The following is an 18,438-nucleotide window of genomic DNA, read 5'->3' on the forward strand; positions in this document are numbered from 1 at the left end:
ATAATCATGCTGCCGGCTCTTGGAACGACACAAAAACAAATATTGGATCTCATTACAGATGGCGCGTTGGGTTGTAGTCGGCGGCACTGGATATATTGGCGAAGCGCTCTGTCTCCGCCTGCAATCGGATGGGCAGCAAGTGCTGTCAGTATCCCGCGCGCTCGACGGTCCCGTCGGCTGCGAACACCACACCTTGGAGCTGTCGCTCGACAGTGACTTTCCCCAGATTTTCCAAGCCGGAGATCGTGTTATCTACGCGGCAGGTCTCGCAAGCCGCGCGGAATGTGAGCGCCACCCGGATCTCGCACGCTGGCTCAACAGTGACTGTCCGGTAGAGCTGTTGCGCCGAGCCGATGCGGCGGGAGTGGAGTCCTTTACCTATCTGTCCAGTGTCAAGGCAATGTGTCCCCCCCGCGGTGTTCTCGCGAATGAAGATGTCGGTGCCCCTGCGACTGACCACTACGGTCGCAGCAAGTGGCAGGGTGAACAGCAGTTGCTGTTGGCCGACAGCCGCTGTCGCCTGAATATTATCCGTCCCGCCTCCGTATATGGGGAGGGGCCGGGAGGGGCAGAGTCTGCCGGGCGAGCCCGGCGCTGGCAGGCGGTGCTGGGGACCATCGGGCGCCTGGCGCCATTGCTGCCGGCGAGCGGCCGGCGCAGCTTTATCTGTCTCCACGACCTGCTGGAAGCTATTTGCCTGCTGGCGCAGTCTACGGATTGCAATCGACAGGTATTAATCGCTGCGGAACCCACTTTTTACGACCTGGCCGGTATCGTATCGGCGATCAGCGGTGCTCCAGCCCGTGGCAGCCGACGCCTGACCCGCTGGATGTTGGCGCCGCTGCGCCCGCTGCGACAGCTGGGCGGTGTTCGCAAGCTGCTGGAGCTGGAGCAGAGCGAACTGTATAGTGCTGCGCGACTGCGAGCACTTTTACCCTGGCGGGCGCAAGGGCGATACAGCGAGTTTTTGCGGGGGGCAGGTTGATGGATTCCTGGGGGCAGTGGCTGCCGCCGCTGATGGTAGTTGCGCTGGTCGGTTACGGCGTTATGACTTTGCTCCTGTCAAACATGCGCGAATTGGCCCTGGACCTGCCCAACCATCGCTCCATGCACGAGACGCCGGTGCCGCGGACTGGCGGTTGGGCGCTGATGGCCGGCCTGGTACCGGCAGTCTTGATCAGCCCTGCGCAGTTGCCGCTTACCGCAATTTTGGGGTTTGCGCTCCTGTTGGTTGTGTCCGCGATCGATGATTTGCGCCATGTGTCGGCCAGGATCCGTTTTCCGGTACACATGGCTGCGGCGGCTTTGTTGCTGGCCGGATTGCCTGAAGGGTTGGCCTGGTGGTGGTACCCGCTGTTGCTGGTGGGCGGCATATGGATGATCAATCTATACAACTTTATGGACGGCATGGATGGCCTGGCTGGCAGTATGACCGCAATCGGTTTCTCTGCGCTCGGTCTGATTTCCGCCTGGCGGGGAGATGGGGAGCTGACCGGTCTCTGTGCGTTAGTGGTCGTAGGTGCACTGGTTTTTCTGCGCTTCAACTGGCCTTCAGCAAGCATATTTCTCGGGGATGCGGGTTCTACGGTTTTGGGGCTGACTGTGGTGGCTGTAAGTTTGATGGGCTGGCAGCGCGGCGCCTTTGGGTTGGTGGTGCCCGTTTTGGTATTTGCCCCCTTCTGGCTGGATGCGACAGTGACGCTGTTGCGTCGGGTGTTGACCGGGCAGCGCTGGTGGGAGGCCCACCGCGATCATTTTTATCAGCGCAGTGCAATGCGAATTGGGGTTAAAAAAACGTTGTACTGGCAGCAGGGGGGGATGTTGGTGATGTCTATACTGGCATGCGTGCTGGTTGGACTTGATCTAGCATAATTCGGCCGCTTTGGATTGAGCGGTCAGGGGTATATTTGGGGGTTGAGTGAAACGCATCTGGCGCACCACACAAAAACACTACAAGCCGGCGTTAATGCTGTCATACGACCTGCTGATGCTCTCGGTCGCGTTCATGGTGGCAATGACCATTCGTGTCAATGACTTGTCGCCGGCGCTTGAAGCCAATATGTTGATCTGCCTCGCTCTCACACTGGGGTCGAGCAGTTTTATTTTCCTGCGCCTGGGGCTTTACCGCACCGTCATCCGCTATATGGGATCGCAGGCGATCGTCGCAGTATTGCAGGGGGTTACCGCGTCGGCCGTGGTGTTGGCGGTGGCGTCCTACCTGACTTATGCCGGTGTGCCCCGTTCCGTTCCGATAATCTACTGGTGTTTTGCGCTGATCACGGTGGGTGGTTCCCGCTGGCTGGTGCGCATCTACTATCAGATGGCGCTGGAAATTCACAAGACCCGCGTCGCTATCTATGGTGCCGGGACCGCAGGTCTGCAGATGTACAAGGCGTTAGTCCACGGTGAAGTCTACAAGCCTGTCGCGTTTTTTGACGACAACGCGTCAAAGCAAAATACCCTGATTGACGGTGTCCTGGTCTACAACCCGGCCAATATCCTCGATGTTGTTGCCGAGCGTGACATCGCGGAGGTCCTGCTGGCAATGCCCGGGGTTCCCAAGCGTCGCCGCCGTGAAATTACCCGCGGTCTGCGGGAGCGCGGACTGGTGGTGAAGGTTATACCGGGCGTGGAAGAGCTCGTTGATGGCGCCGGACGAATTGCAGATATTTCACAAATTTATGAAAACGTCCTGGGCCGTGCTCCGGTAGAACCGGAAAAGGCGCTAATCGCCCACTCCATCAGCGGCAAGGTAGTGTTGGTGACGGGGGCAGGTGGCTCTATCGGATCGGAACTGTGCCGACAGATTGCCCACTGGGAGCCGGCGCATCTGATTATGGTGGAGTCGTCTGAGTACGCGCTCTACCAGATTGAGCGTGAGCTCTACCAGCAGCAGCAGGATGAAGGGCTTCAGCTCAAAGTGACAGCGCTGTTGGGTGATGTGCGCGACCGCGCTCGTATGGCGGAGATTATCAAGAGCTTTTCTATCGATACCATTTATCACGCCGCCGCCTACAAGCATGTTCCGCTGGTCGAGCAGAATGTGGTGCTGGGCGCGGATAACAATGTACTTGGCACACTGTCGGTTCTCGAGGCCGCAGAGGCCTATGGTGTCGAACAATTTGTGCTGATCTCTACCGACAAGGCGGTGCGCCCGACCAATGTTATGGGAGCCACCAAGCGCTTTGCTGAATTAATCTGCCAGGATTTCGGGCGTCGCTTTGGTCGCACCCGGGTCTGTATGGTGCGCTTTGGCAACGTACTGGGATCATCCGGTTCGGTAATCCCGCTATTCAGTGACCAGATCAATGCCGGCGGGCCGGTGACGGTGACGCATCCCAAGGTAACCCGTTATTTCATGACAATTCCCGAGGCCGCACAGCTGGTTTTGCAGGCGGGAAGTATGGGGCGCAACGGCGAAGTATTTGTGCTCGACATGGGCGAGCCAGTGCGGATTTATGATCTGGCGCGGCGCCTGATCCGCATCATGGGGCACACGGTCCGCGATGAGGAGAATCCCGAAGGGGATATCGAGATCCAGATTTCCGGGCTGCGCCCCGGGGAAAAGCTCTACGAGGAGCTGCTCCTGGGTGACAATGTTTCTGGAACGGATCATCCGATGATCATGCGTGCCGAAGAAGAGCGCCTGTCCAGCGAGCGGCTGCAATTGCTGGTGGGGGAGCTTCGGGATGCCTGCGGCCGCCACGACTGCGAGGCAGTGCATCAGCTATTGCAGGAAGCGGTCAAAGACTACAATCCGCGGCAGAGTCTTGTAGACGTGGTTTGGACGCAACAGAGGGAGTGCCCGGTTGCTCCGAAAGTGGGGCAGGTGGAGAGGTTGCCGCTTCCGCACGACGCGGGTGGCCAGCGCTAGAGGCGTACCACATATGATTGATGAAGGGTCCCGCTTTGCCGGGGCCCTTTTTCGTTTTGGGGGCTGCGAAGTAAGCGAGGTATGGAGGGTAGGACGACGGGCAAGCCCGCTGTAGTGGGGCCGTAAAACGAAAAAAGCCCCTAGCTTTCGCTAGGGGCTTTTGTGTTTGGCTCCTCCGGTCGGCAATCACAGATTGCCGCCGCTTAGCTGCGCGCGACGTATACGTCGCAAACGCTTGCTTCGCCCAACTGGGCTCTTCTCACCCAAGGCCAAATACTAAAAAGGCCCCTCGACTTGCGCCGAGGGGCCTTTTTAGTATTTGGCTCCGCCTGCTGGGCTCGAACCAGCGACCCAATGATTAACAGTCATTTGCTCTACCAACTGAGCTAAGGCGGAATTTCTTAGCGGCTGTGCCGTTCAGATGGCGCGTATATTATATAGGGCCCCTGGGGAGGTCAACCCTTTTTTTGCACTTTAACTTATTGATTTGTCAGCAAATACTTTTGGGTGGGCAGTTGTGTAAAAAGGCGGCAGTGGCGAAAGTCTGGCGCCTGCGGCAACGCAGCAATAAGGGGCATTTGTGGCAGCCGTGACCAGGATCTACAATCCCGGATTGCCTTTCATGACGATTTTGGCGGTAGGTTTATGGAGTCGCGTCCTATTCAGGTGGTGTGTAAGTACAGTCCGGCGGGTGATCAGCCGGCGGCGATCGAGGCCCTGGTTGAGGGGGTGGGGGATGGTCTCAGTCACCAGACCCTGCTCGGGGTAACCGGGTCGGGCAAGACGTTTACCATGGCCAATATCGTCGAGCGGCTGCAGCGTCCGGCGATTGTGATGGCGCACAACAAGACGCTCGCGGCGCAGCTGTATGGCGAATTTAAGGAGTTCTTCCCCAAAAACGCCGTGGAGTATTTCGTCTCCTATTACGACTACTACCAGCCAGAAGCTTATGTGCCGTCCTCGGACACCTTTATCGAGAAGGACGCCTCGGTCAACGAGCATATTGAGCAGATGCGCCTGTCGGCGACCAAGGCGCTGATCGAGCGCCGGGATGTCATCGTGGTGGCGACGGTATCCGCTATCTACGGTCTGGGTGATCCGGATAAATACCTGAAGATGGTGCTGCACCTGGATCGGGGCGACCTGGTGGATCAGCGCACCATCCTGCGCCGCCTGGCGGAGCTGCAGTACACCCGCAACGATACCGACTTCCGCCGCGCCACCTACCGGGTGCGCGGTGATGTCATCGACATCTACCCGGCGGATTCCGACCTGGAGGCAGTGCGCCTGTCGCTGTTTGATGAGGAAATCGAAGAGATCACGATGTTCGATCCCTTGACCGGGGAGGTCCTGAAAAAAGTCCCTCGCGTCACTATTTTCCCGAAATCCCATTACGTGACCCCGAGGGAAACCATTGTCAGTGCCATCGACCATATCAAGGACGAGCTGCACGAGCGGCTGAAGCAGCTGCGCGACAATGGCAAGTTGGTGGAGGCCCAGCGCCTGGAGCAGCGGACCAAGTACGATCTGGAAATGATGCAGGAGCTGGGTTACTGCAACGGCGTGGAAAACTATTCCCGCTACCTGTCGGGGCGTGGTCCCGGCCAGCCGCCGCCCACGCTGTTCGACTACCTGCCGGCCGACGCCATGCTGTTTATCGATGAGAGCCACGTTACCGTGCCCCAGATTGGCGGCATGTACCGCGGTGATCGCTCGCGCAAGGAGACGCTGGTGGAATACGGATTCCGCCTGCCGTCGGCGCTGGACAACCGGCCGCTGAAATTTGAGGAGTGGGAGGGCCTGGCGCCGCAAACTATCTTCGTGTCCGCGACGCCCGGGCCCTATGAGGCCGAGCATGCGGGGCAGGTGGTCGAGCAGGTCGTGCGACCCACGGGACTGGTGGATCCGGAGGTGGAAATCCGGCCGGCTTCTACGCAAGTGGATGATGCGCTGTCGGAAATCCACCGCTGTGTTGAATTAGACCAGCGGGTTCTGATCACGGTGCTGACCAAGCGCATGGCCGAAGACCTGACCGAATACCTCAGCGACAGCGGGGTGCGGGTGCGCTACCTGCACTCGGATATCGACACCGTGGAGCGGGTGGAGATCATCCGCGACCTGCGGATTGGCGAGTTCGACGTGTTGGTGGGGATCAACCTGCTGCGGGAAGGGCTGGATATGCCTGAGGTAGCACTGGTGGCCATTTTTGATGCGGATAAAGAAGGTTTCCTGCGCTCCGACCGGTCCCTGATCCAGACAATCGGCCGCGCCGCACGGAACCTGCACGGGCGGGCGATTCTCTATGCCGACAAAGTGACGAATTCCATGCAGCGCGCCCTGGATGAAACCCAGCGCCGGCGCGACAAGCAGCTGGCATTCAACGCCGAACACGGGATTACCCCCAAGGGCATTCGCAAAAGTGTCGCGGACATCATGGAGGGCGCCATTGCGCCCGGCGTGCCCGCCCGGGGGCGCCGCAAGGTGGCGGAAGGCAAGGGCGCCTATGCGGTCGACAAGAAACCGCTGTCCGACAAACAGCGCTGGGCGCGGATCGAAGAGCTCGAGCAGCAAATGTATGAGAGTGCCAAGAACCTGGAATTCGAGACGGCGGCCAAGCTGCGCGATGAAATTACCCGGTTGAAGGAGGGCGCCTGATCGCCGGTGATCGTACCGCTCTTATCGAGACTGCCGCCCCCGCGACCGGTTGCGGGGCGGCGCGACAATAGCCTCGTCGCGACAGCAAAATAATTCTGCGCGAGTGTGTTGAAAACGCCGAATGCTGGTGCTAAAGTTCGCGTCCTCTGCAGCACGGGGCTCCCCGGTTGCAACTCTACAGACCCGTAGCTCAGTTGGTTAGAGCGCTGCCTTGACATGGCAGAGGTCAGCAGTTCAAATCTGCTCGGGTCTACCATTTTTCTCTCCGATGCGTCGCATCGGTTCTTGTGACCCAACGATCGGGTCGACTGCCCTGGAAATAGTGCAGGGTAGGTGTTCATGCGGTCTTTGGTAGGGATCGCCACTGACTAGAAGGAAGTACAATGCCTGTTGTCACTCTCCCCGACGGTTCCCGTCGAGAATTCTCCAATCCTGTTTCCGTCCATGACGTCGCTGCCGATATCGGTCCCGGACTGGCCAAAGCTGCCCTTGCCGGTGTGGTCGATGGCAAAGAAGTCGATACCAGCTTTGTGATCGAGCGCGATGCGGAACTGGCGATTGTTACCGATCGCCAGCCGGAAGGTTTGGAAGTCATCCGTCACTCGACTGCGCACCTGCTGGCGCAGGCCGTGAAGCAGCTGTATCCCGGCGCTCAGGTGACCATCGGTCCGGTGATCGAAGACGGTTTCTATTACGATTTTGCCTACGAGCGTCAGTTCACGCCGGAAGATCTCGAGAAGATCGAACGGCGTATGGAAGAGCTGGCTCAGGAAGATATCCCGGTCAGCCGCCGCCTGATACCGCGCGATGAAGCCGTGAAGTACTTCCGTGAACTGGGCGAGGAATACAAGGCGGAGATCATCGCCAGTATCCCCACCAATGAAGATATCTCGCTGTACCGCCAGGGCGACTTCGAAGACCTGTGCCGCGGGCCGCACGTGCCGTCTACGGGCAAGCTGAAGGCATTCAAGCTGACCAAGGTGGCCGGTGCGTACTGGCGTGGTGACGCCAACAACGAGATGCTGACCCGCGTCTACGGTACCGCCTGGGCCAACAAGAAAGAGCTCAAGGCCTACCTGCACCGCATCGAAGAAGCGGAAAAGCGCGATCACCGCAAACTGGCGAAGAAATACGATCTCTTCCATATTCAGGAAGAGGCGCCGGGTATGGTGTTCTGGCACCCCAACGGCTGGACCATCTACAGCACCATCGAGCAGTACATGCGCCGCCGCCAGCGGGAATACAGCTATAAAGAAATCAAGACCCCGCAGCTGGTCGACTTCAGCCTGTGGCGTAAATCCGGTCATGCGGACAAGTTTGCCGACGACATGTTCACCCTCACCAGTGAGGAGCGTCAGTTCGCCATCAAGCCGATGAACTGCCCGTGTCACGTGCAGGTGTTCAATCAGGGCCTGCGCAGCTACCGCGACCTGCCTCTGCGTCTGGCGGAGTTCGGTTCCTGTCACCGCAGCGAGCCGTCCGGCTCCCTGCACGGCCTGATGCGTGTGCGTGGATTTGTGCAGGACGACGGTCACATTTTCTGTGGCGAGGACCAGATTCAGTCGGAAGTGTCCGATTTCATGGATCTGCTGCACTCGGTGTACAAAGATTTCGGCTTCGACGAGGTCATCTACCGCCTGTCCACTCGTCCGGAGCAGCGCGTCGGCTCCGATGAGAGCTGGGACAAGGCCGAGAAGGCCCTGGCCGATGCCCTGAACGCTGCCGGCCTGCCGTGGGAAGAGCTGCCGGGCGAGGGTGCCTTCTACGGGCCCAAGATCGAATTCTCCCTGAAGGATTGCCTCGGCCGGGTCTGGCAGTGCGGCACCATTCAGGTGGATTTCTCCATGCCGGGCCGCCTGGACGCCCAGTATGTGGCGGAAGATGGCTCCCGTCAGACCCCGGTCATGCTGCACCGCGCGGCGCTGGGATCCTTCGAGCGCTTCATCGGAATCCTGATTGAGAACTACGAAGGGGCCTTCCCGACCTGGCTGGCGCCGCAGCAGGTGGCGATCCTGAATATCACTGACCGCCAGGCCGAATACTGTCGCGATCTGGAGTCCCGCCTCGGCGATCTGCAGTATCGGGCTGCGGCCGACTTGAGAAACGAGAAGATCGGCTTTAAAATCCGCGAGCACACGCTCCAGCGTGTTCCTTATCTGCTGGTGATCGGCGATAAGGAAGTGGAAAGCCAGACGGTCGCCGTGCGAACACGCAGCGGTGAGGATCTCGGAACCATGACTTTTGAGTCATTCCTTGAGATTCTCGGCCAGGACGTGGATCGCCGCGGCCGTTTGTCTATTTCTGAAAATTAACGGAGACGATAGCTATTAAACGAGAGAGCAAGGGACGGTCCAAAAAGGCCCGCATTAATGATCAGATTGAGGCGTCACAACTGCGCCTGATTGGAGCCGACGGCGAACAGGTGGGGATTGTTACCCTGGATGAGGCGCTGGAGGCTGCGCAACAGGCCAATCTGGATCTCGTTGAAATTGCGCCGGATTCCGATCCGATAGTCTGTAAGATCATGGACTACGGTAAGCACATTTTTGAGGCCAAAAAGGCCAAAAATGCGGCTAAGAAGAAACAGAAGCAGCAGCAGATCAAGGAAATGAAGTTCCGCCCCGGTACTGATATCGGGGACTACCAGATCAAGCTGCGCAACCTGACTCGCTTCCTCGAGGCGGGTGACAAGGCCAAGATTTCCCTGCGCTTCCGCGGGCGGGAAATGGCGCACCAGGAACTGGGTATGGAAATGATGCAGCGCATCGAGAAAGACCTGGAAGATATTGGTGTTGTGGAGCAGCGGCCGAAAATGGAAGGCCGCCAGATGATCATGGTGATTGCTCCCAGCAAAAAGAAAAAGTGAGACCCGGGTAGCAATACCGGGGTTTCCTTTAGAGAAGCGGTTGGGCGACGGCTGCCTCCCCGCTCTCAAGAACGCCACCATTAACCGGTGGCACAACGTTGTAGGAGCCTGCGTGCAGGCGACCTTTTATATTTGGAGTAGAAAATGCCGAAAGCAAAAACGCATAGTGGCGCCGCCAAGCGCTTCAAGAAGACGGCTGCGGGCTACAAGCACAAGCACGCCAACAAGAGCCACATCCTCACCAAGATGACCACCAAGCGTAAGCGTCAGCTGCGCGGCACTCAGACCATGAACAAGTCTGACGCCACCCTGGTCGATCGTATGTTGCGCGCCAAGTAATTGGCCCTTCGCTAAAGGTTTAAGAGGATAGAGTTATGGCCCGTGTTAAACGTGGTGTAGAGGCGCGTCGTCGTCACAAGAAAATTCTGAAGCAGGCTAAAGGTTACTACGGAGCGCGTTCGCGCATCTTCCGCGTAGCCAAGCAGGCGGTGATCAAAGCCGGCCAGTACGCTTACCGCGACCGTCGTGTCAAGAAGCGTAACTTCCGCGCTCTGTGGATCACTCGTATCAACGCCCAGTCCCGCGCTGAAGGCATGAGCTACAGCCGCCTGATCGCCGGTCTGAAAAAGGCCGACATCGCCCTGGACCGTCGCGTCCTGGCCGACCTGGCTGTATACGACAAAGCCGCTTTTGCTGCCGTAGTGGAAAAAGCCAAGGCAGCCCTGGCAGCTTAAGTTGCGTCTCAGTTGAAAGACTGAACTTAAAAATAGGGAAGGGCTGTAATGGCCCTTCCCTATTTTTTTATGCAGGAGATCACCGGGCTGAACCCTGCGACAAGTTAAAATCGCCCTAGCGTCCTATTCTTCTCGGACGCGGGTTAGAGACCCTCGAAGAAAAATTGAAGTCATACGGGAACGATTCAATGCAAGATTTGCAATCCCTCACCGAGCAGGCGCTGGAGCTGGTGGAAAAGGCCGATGGCCTGGCAGCGCTGGATCAGGTGCGCGTGGATTACCTCGGCAAGAAAGGGCAGATCACCGCACTGCTGAAAGGCCTGGGCAAGCTGTCCGCCGAAGAGCGCCCGGCTGCAGGCGCCAAAATCAATGAAGCCAAGCAGCAGGTGCAGGACAAGATCAACGCCCGCCGCAACGCGCTCGAGCAGGCCGCGATCAATGCCAAGCTGGCGGAAGAGACGATCGACGTCACCCTGCCGGGTCGCGGTGAAGAGCAGGGCAATATGCACCCGATCACCCGCACCCTGCGCCGCGTTGAAGAGTTCTTCGTCCGTATCGGTTTCTCCGTAGAGAAAGGCCCGGAAGTCGAGCAGGACTACTACAACTTCGAGGCGCTCAACATTCCCGCGCACCACCCGGCGCGCGCGATGCACGACACCTTTTACATCGACCCGACCACGGTGCTGCGCACGCACACCTCCTCGGTGCAGATCCGCACCATGGAGAAGAAGGCACCGCCGCTGCGCATTATCTGCCCGGGCCGCGTTTACCGCTGCGATTCCGACGTCACCCACTCACCGATGTTCCACCAGATCGAAGGCCTGGTGGTGGGCGAGAACGTCAGCTTCGCGCACCTGAAGGGCTGCATCGACCAGTTCCTGCGCGCCTTCTTCGAGGCCGACGTGCCGGTGCGTTTCCGCCCGTCCTATTTCCCCTTTACCGAGCCCTCGGCGGAAGCGGATATCCAGTGCACCGCCTGTGGCGGTGAGGGCTGCCGCGTGTGTTCCGGCACCGGCTGGCTGGAAATCCTCGGCTGCGGCATGGTGCACCCGAACGTGTTTGCCGCCTGTGATATCGACAGCGAAAAATACTCCGGCTTCGCCTTTGGTATCGGTATCGAGCGTCTCGCCATGCTGCGCTATGGCGTGAATGACCTGCGCCTGTTTTTCGACAACGACCTGCGCTTCCTGAAGCAGTTTTAACCCGGGAAGAAAGTCCCGGCAGGAGCGGCCCCGGGCCGCACCCGCCAAGCGAAAAGCAACAGCGCAAAACAGAATTCGAAAAGAGATAGCACTATGAAATTCAGCAACGCCTGGCTGCGGGAATGGGTAAACCCGCAACTGTCCGCACAGGAACTGGCCGACCAGATCACCATGGCCGGACTGGAAGTGGACGGCGTGGAAAAGGTCGCCGGCGATTTTTCCGGTGTCGTGGTCGGAGAGATCATTGGCTGTGAACAGCACCCGGACGCCGACAAACTGCGCGTCTGCAAGGTGGCCGGTCACCCGGACGGCGAAATGCAGGTGGTCTGCGGCGCACCGAACGCCCGCACCGGCATCAAGATCCCGTTTGCCCTGGTGGGCGCCAAGCTGCCGGGCGATTTCAAGATCAAGAAAGCCAAGCTGCGCGGTGTCGAGAGTTTCGGCATGCTCTGCGCCCAGACCGAACTGGACCTGGGTGACGACAGCGACGGTATCTGGGAACTGCCCGCCGACGCGCCCACCGGCACCGATCTGCGCGAATACCTGCAGCTGGACGACGTGGCCATCGAAGTGGACCTCACCCCGAACCGTTCCGACTGCCTCGGCGTGGCCGGCATTGCCCGCGAAGTGGGCGTGCTGAACCGCTGCCCGGTAGCCGGCCCGGAAATCCCCCCGGTGGCCGCCAAAATCGACGACAGCGTGCCGGTGACCCTGGCCGCAGAAGATGCCTGCCCGCGCTACGTGGGCCGCGTGATCCGCAATATCGATATCACCGCCACCACACCGCTGTGGATGCAGGAGCGCCTGCGCCGCAGCGGCCTGCGCTCCATCGATCCGGTCGTGGACGTCACCAACTATGTGCTGCTCGAGCTGGGCCAGCCGATGCACGCCTTCGACCTGAACAAGCTCAACGGCGGTATCAAGGTGCGTCTGGCGGAAGAGGGCGAGGAACTGACCCTGCTGGACGGCCAGGAAGTGAAGCTGAACGCCGGCACACTGCTGATCGCCGACGAAAAACAGCCGCTGGCCATCGCCGGCATCATGGGTGGCCTGGATTCCTCCGTGACCGACAGCACCCGCGACATCTTCCTCGAGAGCGCCTTCTTCAGCCCGCTGGCGATTGCCGGCAAGGCGCGTTCCTACGGCCTGCACACCGACTCCTCGCACCGCTTCGAGCGCGGCGTGGACTATCGCCTGCAGGAGACCGCGGTCGAGCGCGCGACCCAGCTATTGGTAGAAATCGTCGGCGGTGAACCGGGCCCGGTACACCTGCGCGAGCTGGAAGAGGTCATGCCCACCGAGCGCCATATCAAACTGCGCCGCGCCCGCGTTGCCAACGGCCTGGGTATCACCATGGCCGATGACGAGATCGTCGACATCCTCACCCGCCTGGGTCTCGAGAAGATCGACAGCGACGCCGATGGCTGGACCTTCCTGGTGCCCAGCTTCCGCTTCGACATCGCCATCGAATCCGACCTGCTGGAAGAGCTGGCGCGGGTATACGGCTACAACCGTATTCCCAGTGTGAGCTTTACCGCAGAGCTGGATATCGAGCCCCGCGCCGAGAGCAAGATCGCTACCAGTGCGCTGGAGCAGACCCTGCTCGCGCGCGGCTACAACGAGGCGATCACCTTCAGCTTCATCGACAGGGAATCCGCCGCACTGTTTGATCCGCAAGCGGAGCCGGTGGCCCTGCAGAACCCCATCAGCGCCGATCTGGCGGTCATGCGCACGTCGCTGATTCCGGGCCTGTGCAAGGCGCTGCAGTACAATCTCAACCGCCAGCAGGGCCGTGTGCGCCTATTCGAGACCGGTCTGCGTTTCGTTCCGGCCGGTGAACAGCTGCAGCAGGAGCCGATGATCGCCGGCCTGGCCTACGGCCCGCGTTTCGCGGAAAACTGGACCGGCGGCAAGGACTGGGTGGATTTCTACGACGTCAAAGCGGATGTCGAGGCGCTGCTGGACAATCTGGGTGCCGGCGATGCCTTCCGCTTCGCCGCCGGCCAGCATCCGGCCCTGCACCCGGGGCAGTGCGCCACCATTTTCCGCGGCGATGTGGAAGTAGGCGTCATCGGTGCCCTACATCCGCAGCTGCAGAAGCAGCTCGACCTGCCCAAGACCGCCTTCGTGTTCGAGCTGAGCCTGGAAGGCCTCGGCGAGGCCCGCGTGCCGGCCTTCAAGCCGCTGTCGAAATTTCCGGAAGTGCGCCGCGACCTGGCCCTGCTGATCGACGCGGACGTTCCGGCCGCCAGTGTGATGGACTGTGTGGTCGAAGCCGCCGGCGAAACCTTGACGGACCTCAACATTTTTGACGTTTATCAGGGCAAAGGTATTGATTTCAATAGAAAAAGTGTCGCTTTGGGGTTGACCTTTCAGCATCCGTCGCGCACCCTTAATGATGACGAAATCAATGCCGCTGTAGATGCGGTGGTCGGTTTACTAGAACAAAAATACAACGCCAGCCTGCGCTGACCGAGTGAGATGCTCTCGGGGTGCAGGTTGACTGGCACCCCGAGAGCGTCTGCTACCGGGTTGAAAGCCGCCGCGGTTTGGGCCGCTTCCGATCTGGAGTCGACGTCTCTGAATCTGTTGGTAGGAACCAATGACAGAGGCACTGACCAAGGCCGGGCTCGCCGAAAAGCTGTATGAAGAGCTGGGCTTTAATAAACGCGAAGCTAAAGAGATCGTCGAATTTTTTTTCGAGGAAATCCGCAACGCGCTGGAAAATAACGAGCAGGTAAAGCTGTCCGGTTTCGGCAATTTTGACCTGCGGGATAAAAGTCAGCGCCCGGGCCGCAACCCGAAAACCGGCGAGGAAATCCCGATTTCCGCGCGCAGGGTAGTGACCTTTAAACCGGGACAAAAACTCAAGGCACGAGTAGAAGAAGATGCTGGAAGCGAGCAATAATAGCGAACTGCCCGTAATCCCGGGTAAACGCTATTTCACCATCGGTGAAGTCAGCGAGCTGTGCGCGGTCAAACCCCATGTACTGCGCTACTGGGAACAGGAATTCCCCCAACTGAGCCCCGTCAAGCGCCGCGGCAACCGCCGCTACTATCAGCACCAGGACGTCATCCTGATCCGCCAGATCCGCGCGCTCCTGTACGAGGAGGGCTACACCATCGGCGGCGCCCGCCTGCAGATGGAGAGCGGCAGCGACAAGGCCGAAACCGTGCAGGTGCAGCAGATCATCCCGCAGGTGATCGCCGAGCTGGAAAGCGTATTGACCCTGCTGGAGGTCTAAACTCCAGCTATCTTTCAAGGCGCAAATCCGGGCTTGCATTCCCGCTCCAAACAGGTATGATTTGCGCCTCATCGCAATGCGATGCCCCTTACAAATCAAGGACTTAGCTCATTTTTCAACAAGAGTTAGGCACCTGATTTGCTCTCCGTCGGAGTGTAGCGCAGCCTGGTAGCGCACCACACTGGGGGTGTGGTGGTCGTCGGTTCAAATCCGGCCACTCCGACCATTATTTGATCAAAAAAGCCCGCTTTTAGCGGGCTTTTTTGTGCCTTGAATTTATATCTACATCGGGATATGCAAGATATCCTGCCGATAGGCGTAGAACACACGGTAAGTTGCAGTAGGCATTTATCGGCAATGTTCTTCCCTAGTGGCACTTGCTCCAATTGCCACCATTGGTTTCGCTTCAATAGCCGGCCCCGGTAAACAATCTGGTCGTTTCAGACAGCTATAAAGTCTCGCCTATTCTTAAGAGCTATGATCTCCGCACAATGAAACATAGATTGAGGCGAGTCTGTCTGTGTGTCTCATAAAATGTACATTTTGATATTCTACGTGAGTCTCCGTTCCTAGGTGGGGCTAGTCTGGTTCGAGATTGAATAGGATGCATGCTCTTGTGCGAAAGCAAACCCTGAAAGGAGGCTAGTTGTAGGTGTTTTTTATGAGCCTCAAAAGGGGGGCGGGGGGAGTTCGATCATACGCATGGTCGAGTTGTGCTCAAAGATTTTTGGGCCTAATTCCGCTTTTGAGGTCAGATGATTACAGGGATTGGATGAGTTGGCATATGTAGCGAAGATCTGCACTAACTAACCAGGTGGTTTGCCGCGGTTTGTGTTCTCGCCCGGATATGCTGGCTAGGTAGGTCGCTTAGGGAAGCTGCGCTTACGCTTAAAATCGTGCAAATGAGTTTTGCGCTAAGTGACTGAAAGCAGTAGAGTTTCTAATGTTTGGCAAGAATAAATCTGCGAGTTGCTGATCAAGTTGCTCGGGGAACTCTTACTCAGCAACTGATAGCGCGTTATAGAGCTGCTTGGATATAGGGAAATAAGAATGAATCACGTTGGCGCGAGATGGTGGAAATTTGATTTTCATACGCATAGCCCTGCCTCCTTCGACTATGGTAAGGGCGATGAGGAATTGAGATCTAGCCAGTCTCCTAGAGATTGGTTGCTTGATTATATAAATGCCGGCATCGAATGTGTCGCACTGACCGATCATAATACTGGTGAGTGGGTTGATGGGGTAAAAGATGCTGCGGAAAGTCTGAGAAATGAAGGCCATTCTATTTACGTTTTTCCAGGCGTAGAAATCACGGCTAACTCAAATATTCATGTTTTAGGTATCTTTGATCCAAGCGCGACTTCCGCAGATGTTAATGGTGTGGTTGGTGCATCTAAATTTCGTGGCACGAAAGGTGATAGTGACTCCGTCGCTGAAGAAAGTGCTGAAAACGTAATTAAAGAAATATCGGCGGCAGGGGGTGTTGCGATCCCCGCCCATATCGATATGGGGGCGGGGCTTTGCCAGCAGACGTCAGCCTACACTATTCAGCAGGTATGCGAGTCCGCAAATGCCGTGGAGATAATATTTCCCGATGAAGAGAGGGCTGCTGCTCCTTTATCGAGGTATAGAAATTTAGGAATTGATCTGCCCTCAGTTATTGGCTCAGATTCACATCTTCCTAGCCAAGTTGGAAGAGCGTATACATGGGTCAAGATGGCAACTCCTTCGATAGAGGGCTTAAAGCTAGCTCTAGTCGATGGTTCGTCTTCACTTATTAGGTCTGACCAAGAAGGTTCTGATCCTAATCACGCCTCAAGTACACTTCTCCGCTCAATAACCATAGAGAATGCAAAGTATGCGGGTCGCGCGTCGCCATTAACCGTCGACTTCAATCCTTGGTTAAATTCAATAATTGGTGGGCGAGGAAGCGGTAAGTCTTCTGTCCTTGAGTTTATACGAATAGGGATGGACAGAAGCAGAGATTTGCTTAGCTTAAATAGTGAGAATGAAATACGCCGTTCCTTTGAAAGTTTCATAAAAGTGTCTGAGTCGAGAGACTCTGACGGCGTGATGTTGCCTGACACAAAAATAAGCTGTGTTTACACAAGGGATGATGATCACTACTTGCTCGTTTGGGAGAGGGGGAGCAATGCTGTTGCAATTTCTCGCTACGATGGAACAGGTTGGGTTAGTGAAGAAGGCGATGCTCACTCTAGGTTTCCAATAAAAATATTTAGCCAAAAACAAATTTTTGACATGGCTAAGAATCCAAACACTCTTCTAAGGCTAATTGACGAGTCATCGACTGTAAGTTTTCAACAGTGGAAGATGGAGTGGGAAGAAAAGTGCAGTCACTTCCTTACCCTGTGTAGTCAGAAAAGGGAATTACAGACTAGGCTATCGAATAAAAATACTCTACTTGGTCAGCTGTCTGATGTTGAGCAAAAAATAAAGACCATAGAAAATTCAGGCCATACAGAAATTTTACATGCTTACCAAGCATTTAGGGTGAAGAAGTTAAATGTTGAGCAATTTGAATCGGACTTTGAAAGGCTAAAAAATCAAGTTGAATCAATAGTTGATGCAATATCTGCCCCAAATTTAGATCTGTCAGTTTTTGACCCCGCTTCTAGTAGTGAGAAAGAATTGATTAAGAGGCTGGAGGGGTTGGCAGCATCTGTCGCATCGTTCAAAGCGGATGTGAAGACATCAATTGATTCTGCTGGTGCTGGGTTAGCCGAATTTAGAGGTTGGTATTCCGGGTCTGATTTTAATCATTCTCATGTTGCGGTAAATGAGCAATACGAGAAGCTAATTGAAGACTTGGCCGCTCAGGGTATAGGTAGCCCCTCCGATTATTCGAGGTTGATTAGTGATAGAGAGACTATTGATCAGTCTCTTAGAGGTATAAGCCAAATCGAGGAGCAGGTGGGTGAACTTGATTCCCAGATTGCTGCTGCGTATCAAGATATTATCGAAAGCAGGAAACGATTAACTCAGAATCGCATAGGTTTTTTGCAGCAGTATCTGACAGGCAACTCGTCTATTCAAGTGGAGCTTTCCCCTTATGCTGATCTTGACAATTTGGAAGAATCGTTCAGAAAGATTATCGGTCGTTCCGATGGTGCATATTCGGCAGAGCTCTTTGATTTGGAGAGGGAGAGTGGATTCCTCTTCCGCTTGAATAAAATGCTATCAGAAGCTACAAGCTCAGCGGAGCCAAATAACCTTGACTCGGGTTTGTCCGTAATTCACTCATTTAAAGAAGAGTTGCTTAATTTTTCCTCGGGCGAGGTGCTTGGCACTAGGCTGGGAAAAAGATTTATTGACTATGTGTCACAACTTCAGGCCCATAGCTTCGATGAGATGAAGACTTGGTTCCCAGGGGACAAGCTAACTATAAAATTTAATGACGGGAACAGGTTCAAGGACGTTTTGCAAGGATCTGCCGGTCAAAAAGCGTCAGCTATACTTTCGTTCTTATTGTCTTATGGGACGGAGCCTCTCATCCTAGATCAGCCTGAGGACGATCTTGATAATGGGTTGATCACAAATTTGATCGTATCCAAATTGCACGAAAATAAGAGTAATCGGCAAATAATTGTAGTAACGCACAATCCCAACATTGTTGTAAATGGCGATTCTGAATACGTGGTAGCTCTAGAAGATCGTGGGCAAATTAATGCTGTCGCTTCAGGTGCATTGCAGGAGGCAAGTGTCAGGAAAAATGTATGCGAGATTATGGAAGGCGGAGAAATTGCTCTCCAGCAGAGATACAGGCGAATGTTCAATGTTTAGCCTGTAATTAGAGGGGTCAGATCAATTTTATGGCGCTTTTTATTTGAGTGCATTTCGCGCC

The 18,438-nt window shown here is 56.4% G+C and carries 13 protein-coding genes and 3 tRNA genes; 15 read left to right on the top strand and 1 reads right to left on the bottom strand.

The genetic code is table 11. The annotated features are described in order from the left end of the window. Positions 1-58: 58 nt before the first annotated feature. From IG168_RS12400 to IG168_RS12410, 3 genes are read left to right on the top strand one after another with little or no spacing between them, the layout of a single operon-like run. The gene (locus IG168_RS12400; RefSeq protein ID WP_193164722.1) at positions 59-985 is read left to right on the top strand and encodes an NAD-dependent epimerase/dehydratase family protein; all 927 of its coding nucleotides are present in this window, start codon (positions 59-61) and stop codon (positions 983-985) included. Then, complete coding sequence (locus tag IG168_RS12405; protein ID WP_193164723.1) at positions 985-1,872, top strand: MraY family glycosyltransferase; 888 nt, start codon at positions 985-987, stop codon at positions 1,870-1,872. Before IG168_RS12400 ends, IG168_RS12405 begins: the two co-directional genes overlap by 1 nt. Before the next feature lie 46 nt (positions 1,873-1,918). After that, the gene (locus tag IG168_RS12410) at positions 1,919-3,874 is read left to right on the top strand and encodes a polysaccharide biosynthesis protein (protein ID WP_193164724.1); all 1,956 of its coding nucleotides are present in this window, start codon (positions 1,919-1,921) and stop codon (positions 3,872-3,874) included. A 320-nt stretch (positions 3,875-4,194) separates the two neighbouring features. Here the strand turns inward: IG168_RS12410 and IG168_RS12415 are convergent. After that, positions 4,195-4,270: transfer RNA gene (locus IG168_RS12415), tRNA-Asn, on the bottom strand. 249 nt (positions 4,271-4,519) lie between these two features. Between IG168_RS12415 and uvrB the strand changes: the two genes are divergently transcribed. The 12 genes from uvrB to IG168_RS12475 all read left to right on the top strand — a co-directional run bounded on the left by uvrB (position 4,520) and on the right by IG168_RS12475 (position 18,377). Beyond that, positions 4,520-6,529 carry an excinuclease ABC subunit UvrB gene (gene uvrB / locus IG168_RS12420; RefSeq protein ID WP_193164725.1) on the top strand — a complete coding sequence of 670 codons (2,010 nt, stop codon included), beginning with the start codon at positions 4,520-4,522 and terminating at the stop codon, positions 6,527-6,529. Positions 6,530-6,708: 179 nt separating this feature from the next. Beyond that, a tRNA-Val gene (locus tag IG168_RS12425) sits at positions 6,709-6,785 on the top strand. A gap of 127 nt (positions 6,786-6,912) precedes the next feature. Further along, a complete protein-coding gene (thrS, locus tag IG168_RS12430) occupies positions 6,913-8,841 on the top strand; it encodes a threonine--tRNA ligase (protein WP_193164726.1) in 1,929 nt (642 codons plus the stop codon). Between the two features lie 14 nt (positions 8,842-8,855). Then, on the top strand, positions 8,856-9,395 hold the full coding sequence (infC, locus tag IG168_RS12435) for a translation initiation factor IF-3 (RefSeq protein WP_193164878.1): 540 nt from the start codon (positions 8,856-8,858) through the stop codon (positions 9,393-9,395). A gap of 144 nt (positions 9,396-9,539) precedes the next feature. After that, positions 9,540-9,734: a 50S ribosomal protein L35 gene (gene rpmI, locus IG168_RS12440; RefSeq protein WP_073271300.1), complete on the top strand. Its 195-nt coding sequence runs from the start codon at positions 9,540-9,542 to the stop codon at positions 9,732-9,734. 35 nt (positions 9,735-9,769) lie between these two features. After that, positions 9,770-10,129 (top strand): 50S ribosomal protein L20, encoded by a 360-nt coding sequence (gene rplT, locus IG168_RS12445; protein ID WP_193164727.1) that lies wholly within the window; start codon positions 9,770-9,772, stop codon positions 10,127-10,129. Positions 10,130-10,317: 188 nt separating this feature from the next. Next, positions 10,318-11,331 carry a phenylalanine--tRNA ligase subunit alpha gene (gene pheS / locus IG168_RS12450; protein ID WP_193164728.1) on the top strand — a complete coding sequence of 338 codons (1,014 nt, stop codon included), beginning with the start codon at positions 10,318-10,320 and terminating at the stop codon, positions 11,329-11,331. Between the two features lie 93 nt (positions 11,332-11,424). Continuing rightward, on the top strand, positions 11,425-13,803 hold the full coding sequence (gene pheT, locus IG168_RS12455; RefSeq protein WP_193164729.1) for a phenylalanine--tRNA ligase subunit beta: 2,379 nt from the start codon (positions 11,425-11,427) through the stop codon (positions 13,801-13,803). A gap of 130 nt (positions 13,804-13,933) precedes the next feature. Then, positions 13,934-14,239 (top strand): integration host factor subunit alpha, encoded by a 306-nt coding sequence (gene ihfA, locus IG168_RS12460; RefSeq protein ID WP_193164730.1) that lies wholly within the window; start codon positions 13,934-13,936, stop codon positions 14,237-14,239. Continuing rightward, positions 14,220-14,576, top strand: coding sequence for a MerR family transcriptional regulator (locus IG168_RS12465; protein ID WP_193164731.1), 357 nt, complete (start codon positions 14,220-14,222; stop codon positions 14,574-14,576). Before ihfA ends, IG168_RS12465 begins: the two co-directional genes overlap by 20 nt. 149 nt (positions 14,577-14,725) lie before the next feature. Then, positions 14,726-14,802 (top strand) — tRNA-Pro (locus IG168_RS12470). Positions 14,803-15,626: 824 nt separating this feature from the next. Beyond that, positions 15,627-18,377: a TrlF family AAA-like ATPase gene (locus tag IG168_RS12475; RefSeq protein ID WP_193164732.1), complete on the top strand. Its 2,751-nt coding sequence runs from the start codon at positions 15,627-15,629 to the stop codon at positions 18,375-18,377. Positions 18,378-18,438 lie beyond the last annotated feature (61 nt).

It is taken from the genome of Microbulbifer hainanensis (assembly GCF_014904735.1).
GTDB classification, from domain to species: domain Bacteria; phylum Pseudomonadota; class Gammaproteobacteria; order Pseudomonadales; family Cellvibrionaceae; genus Microbulbifer; species Microbulbifer hainanensis.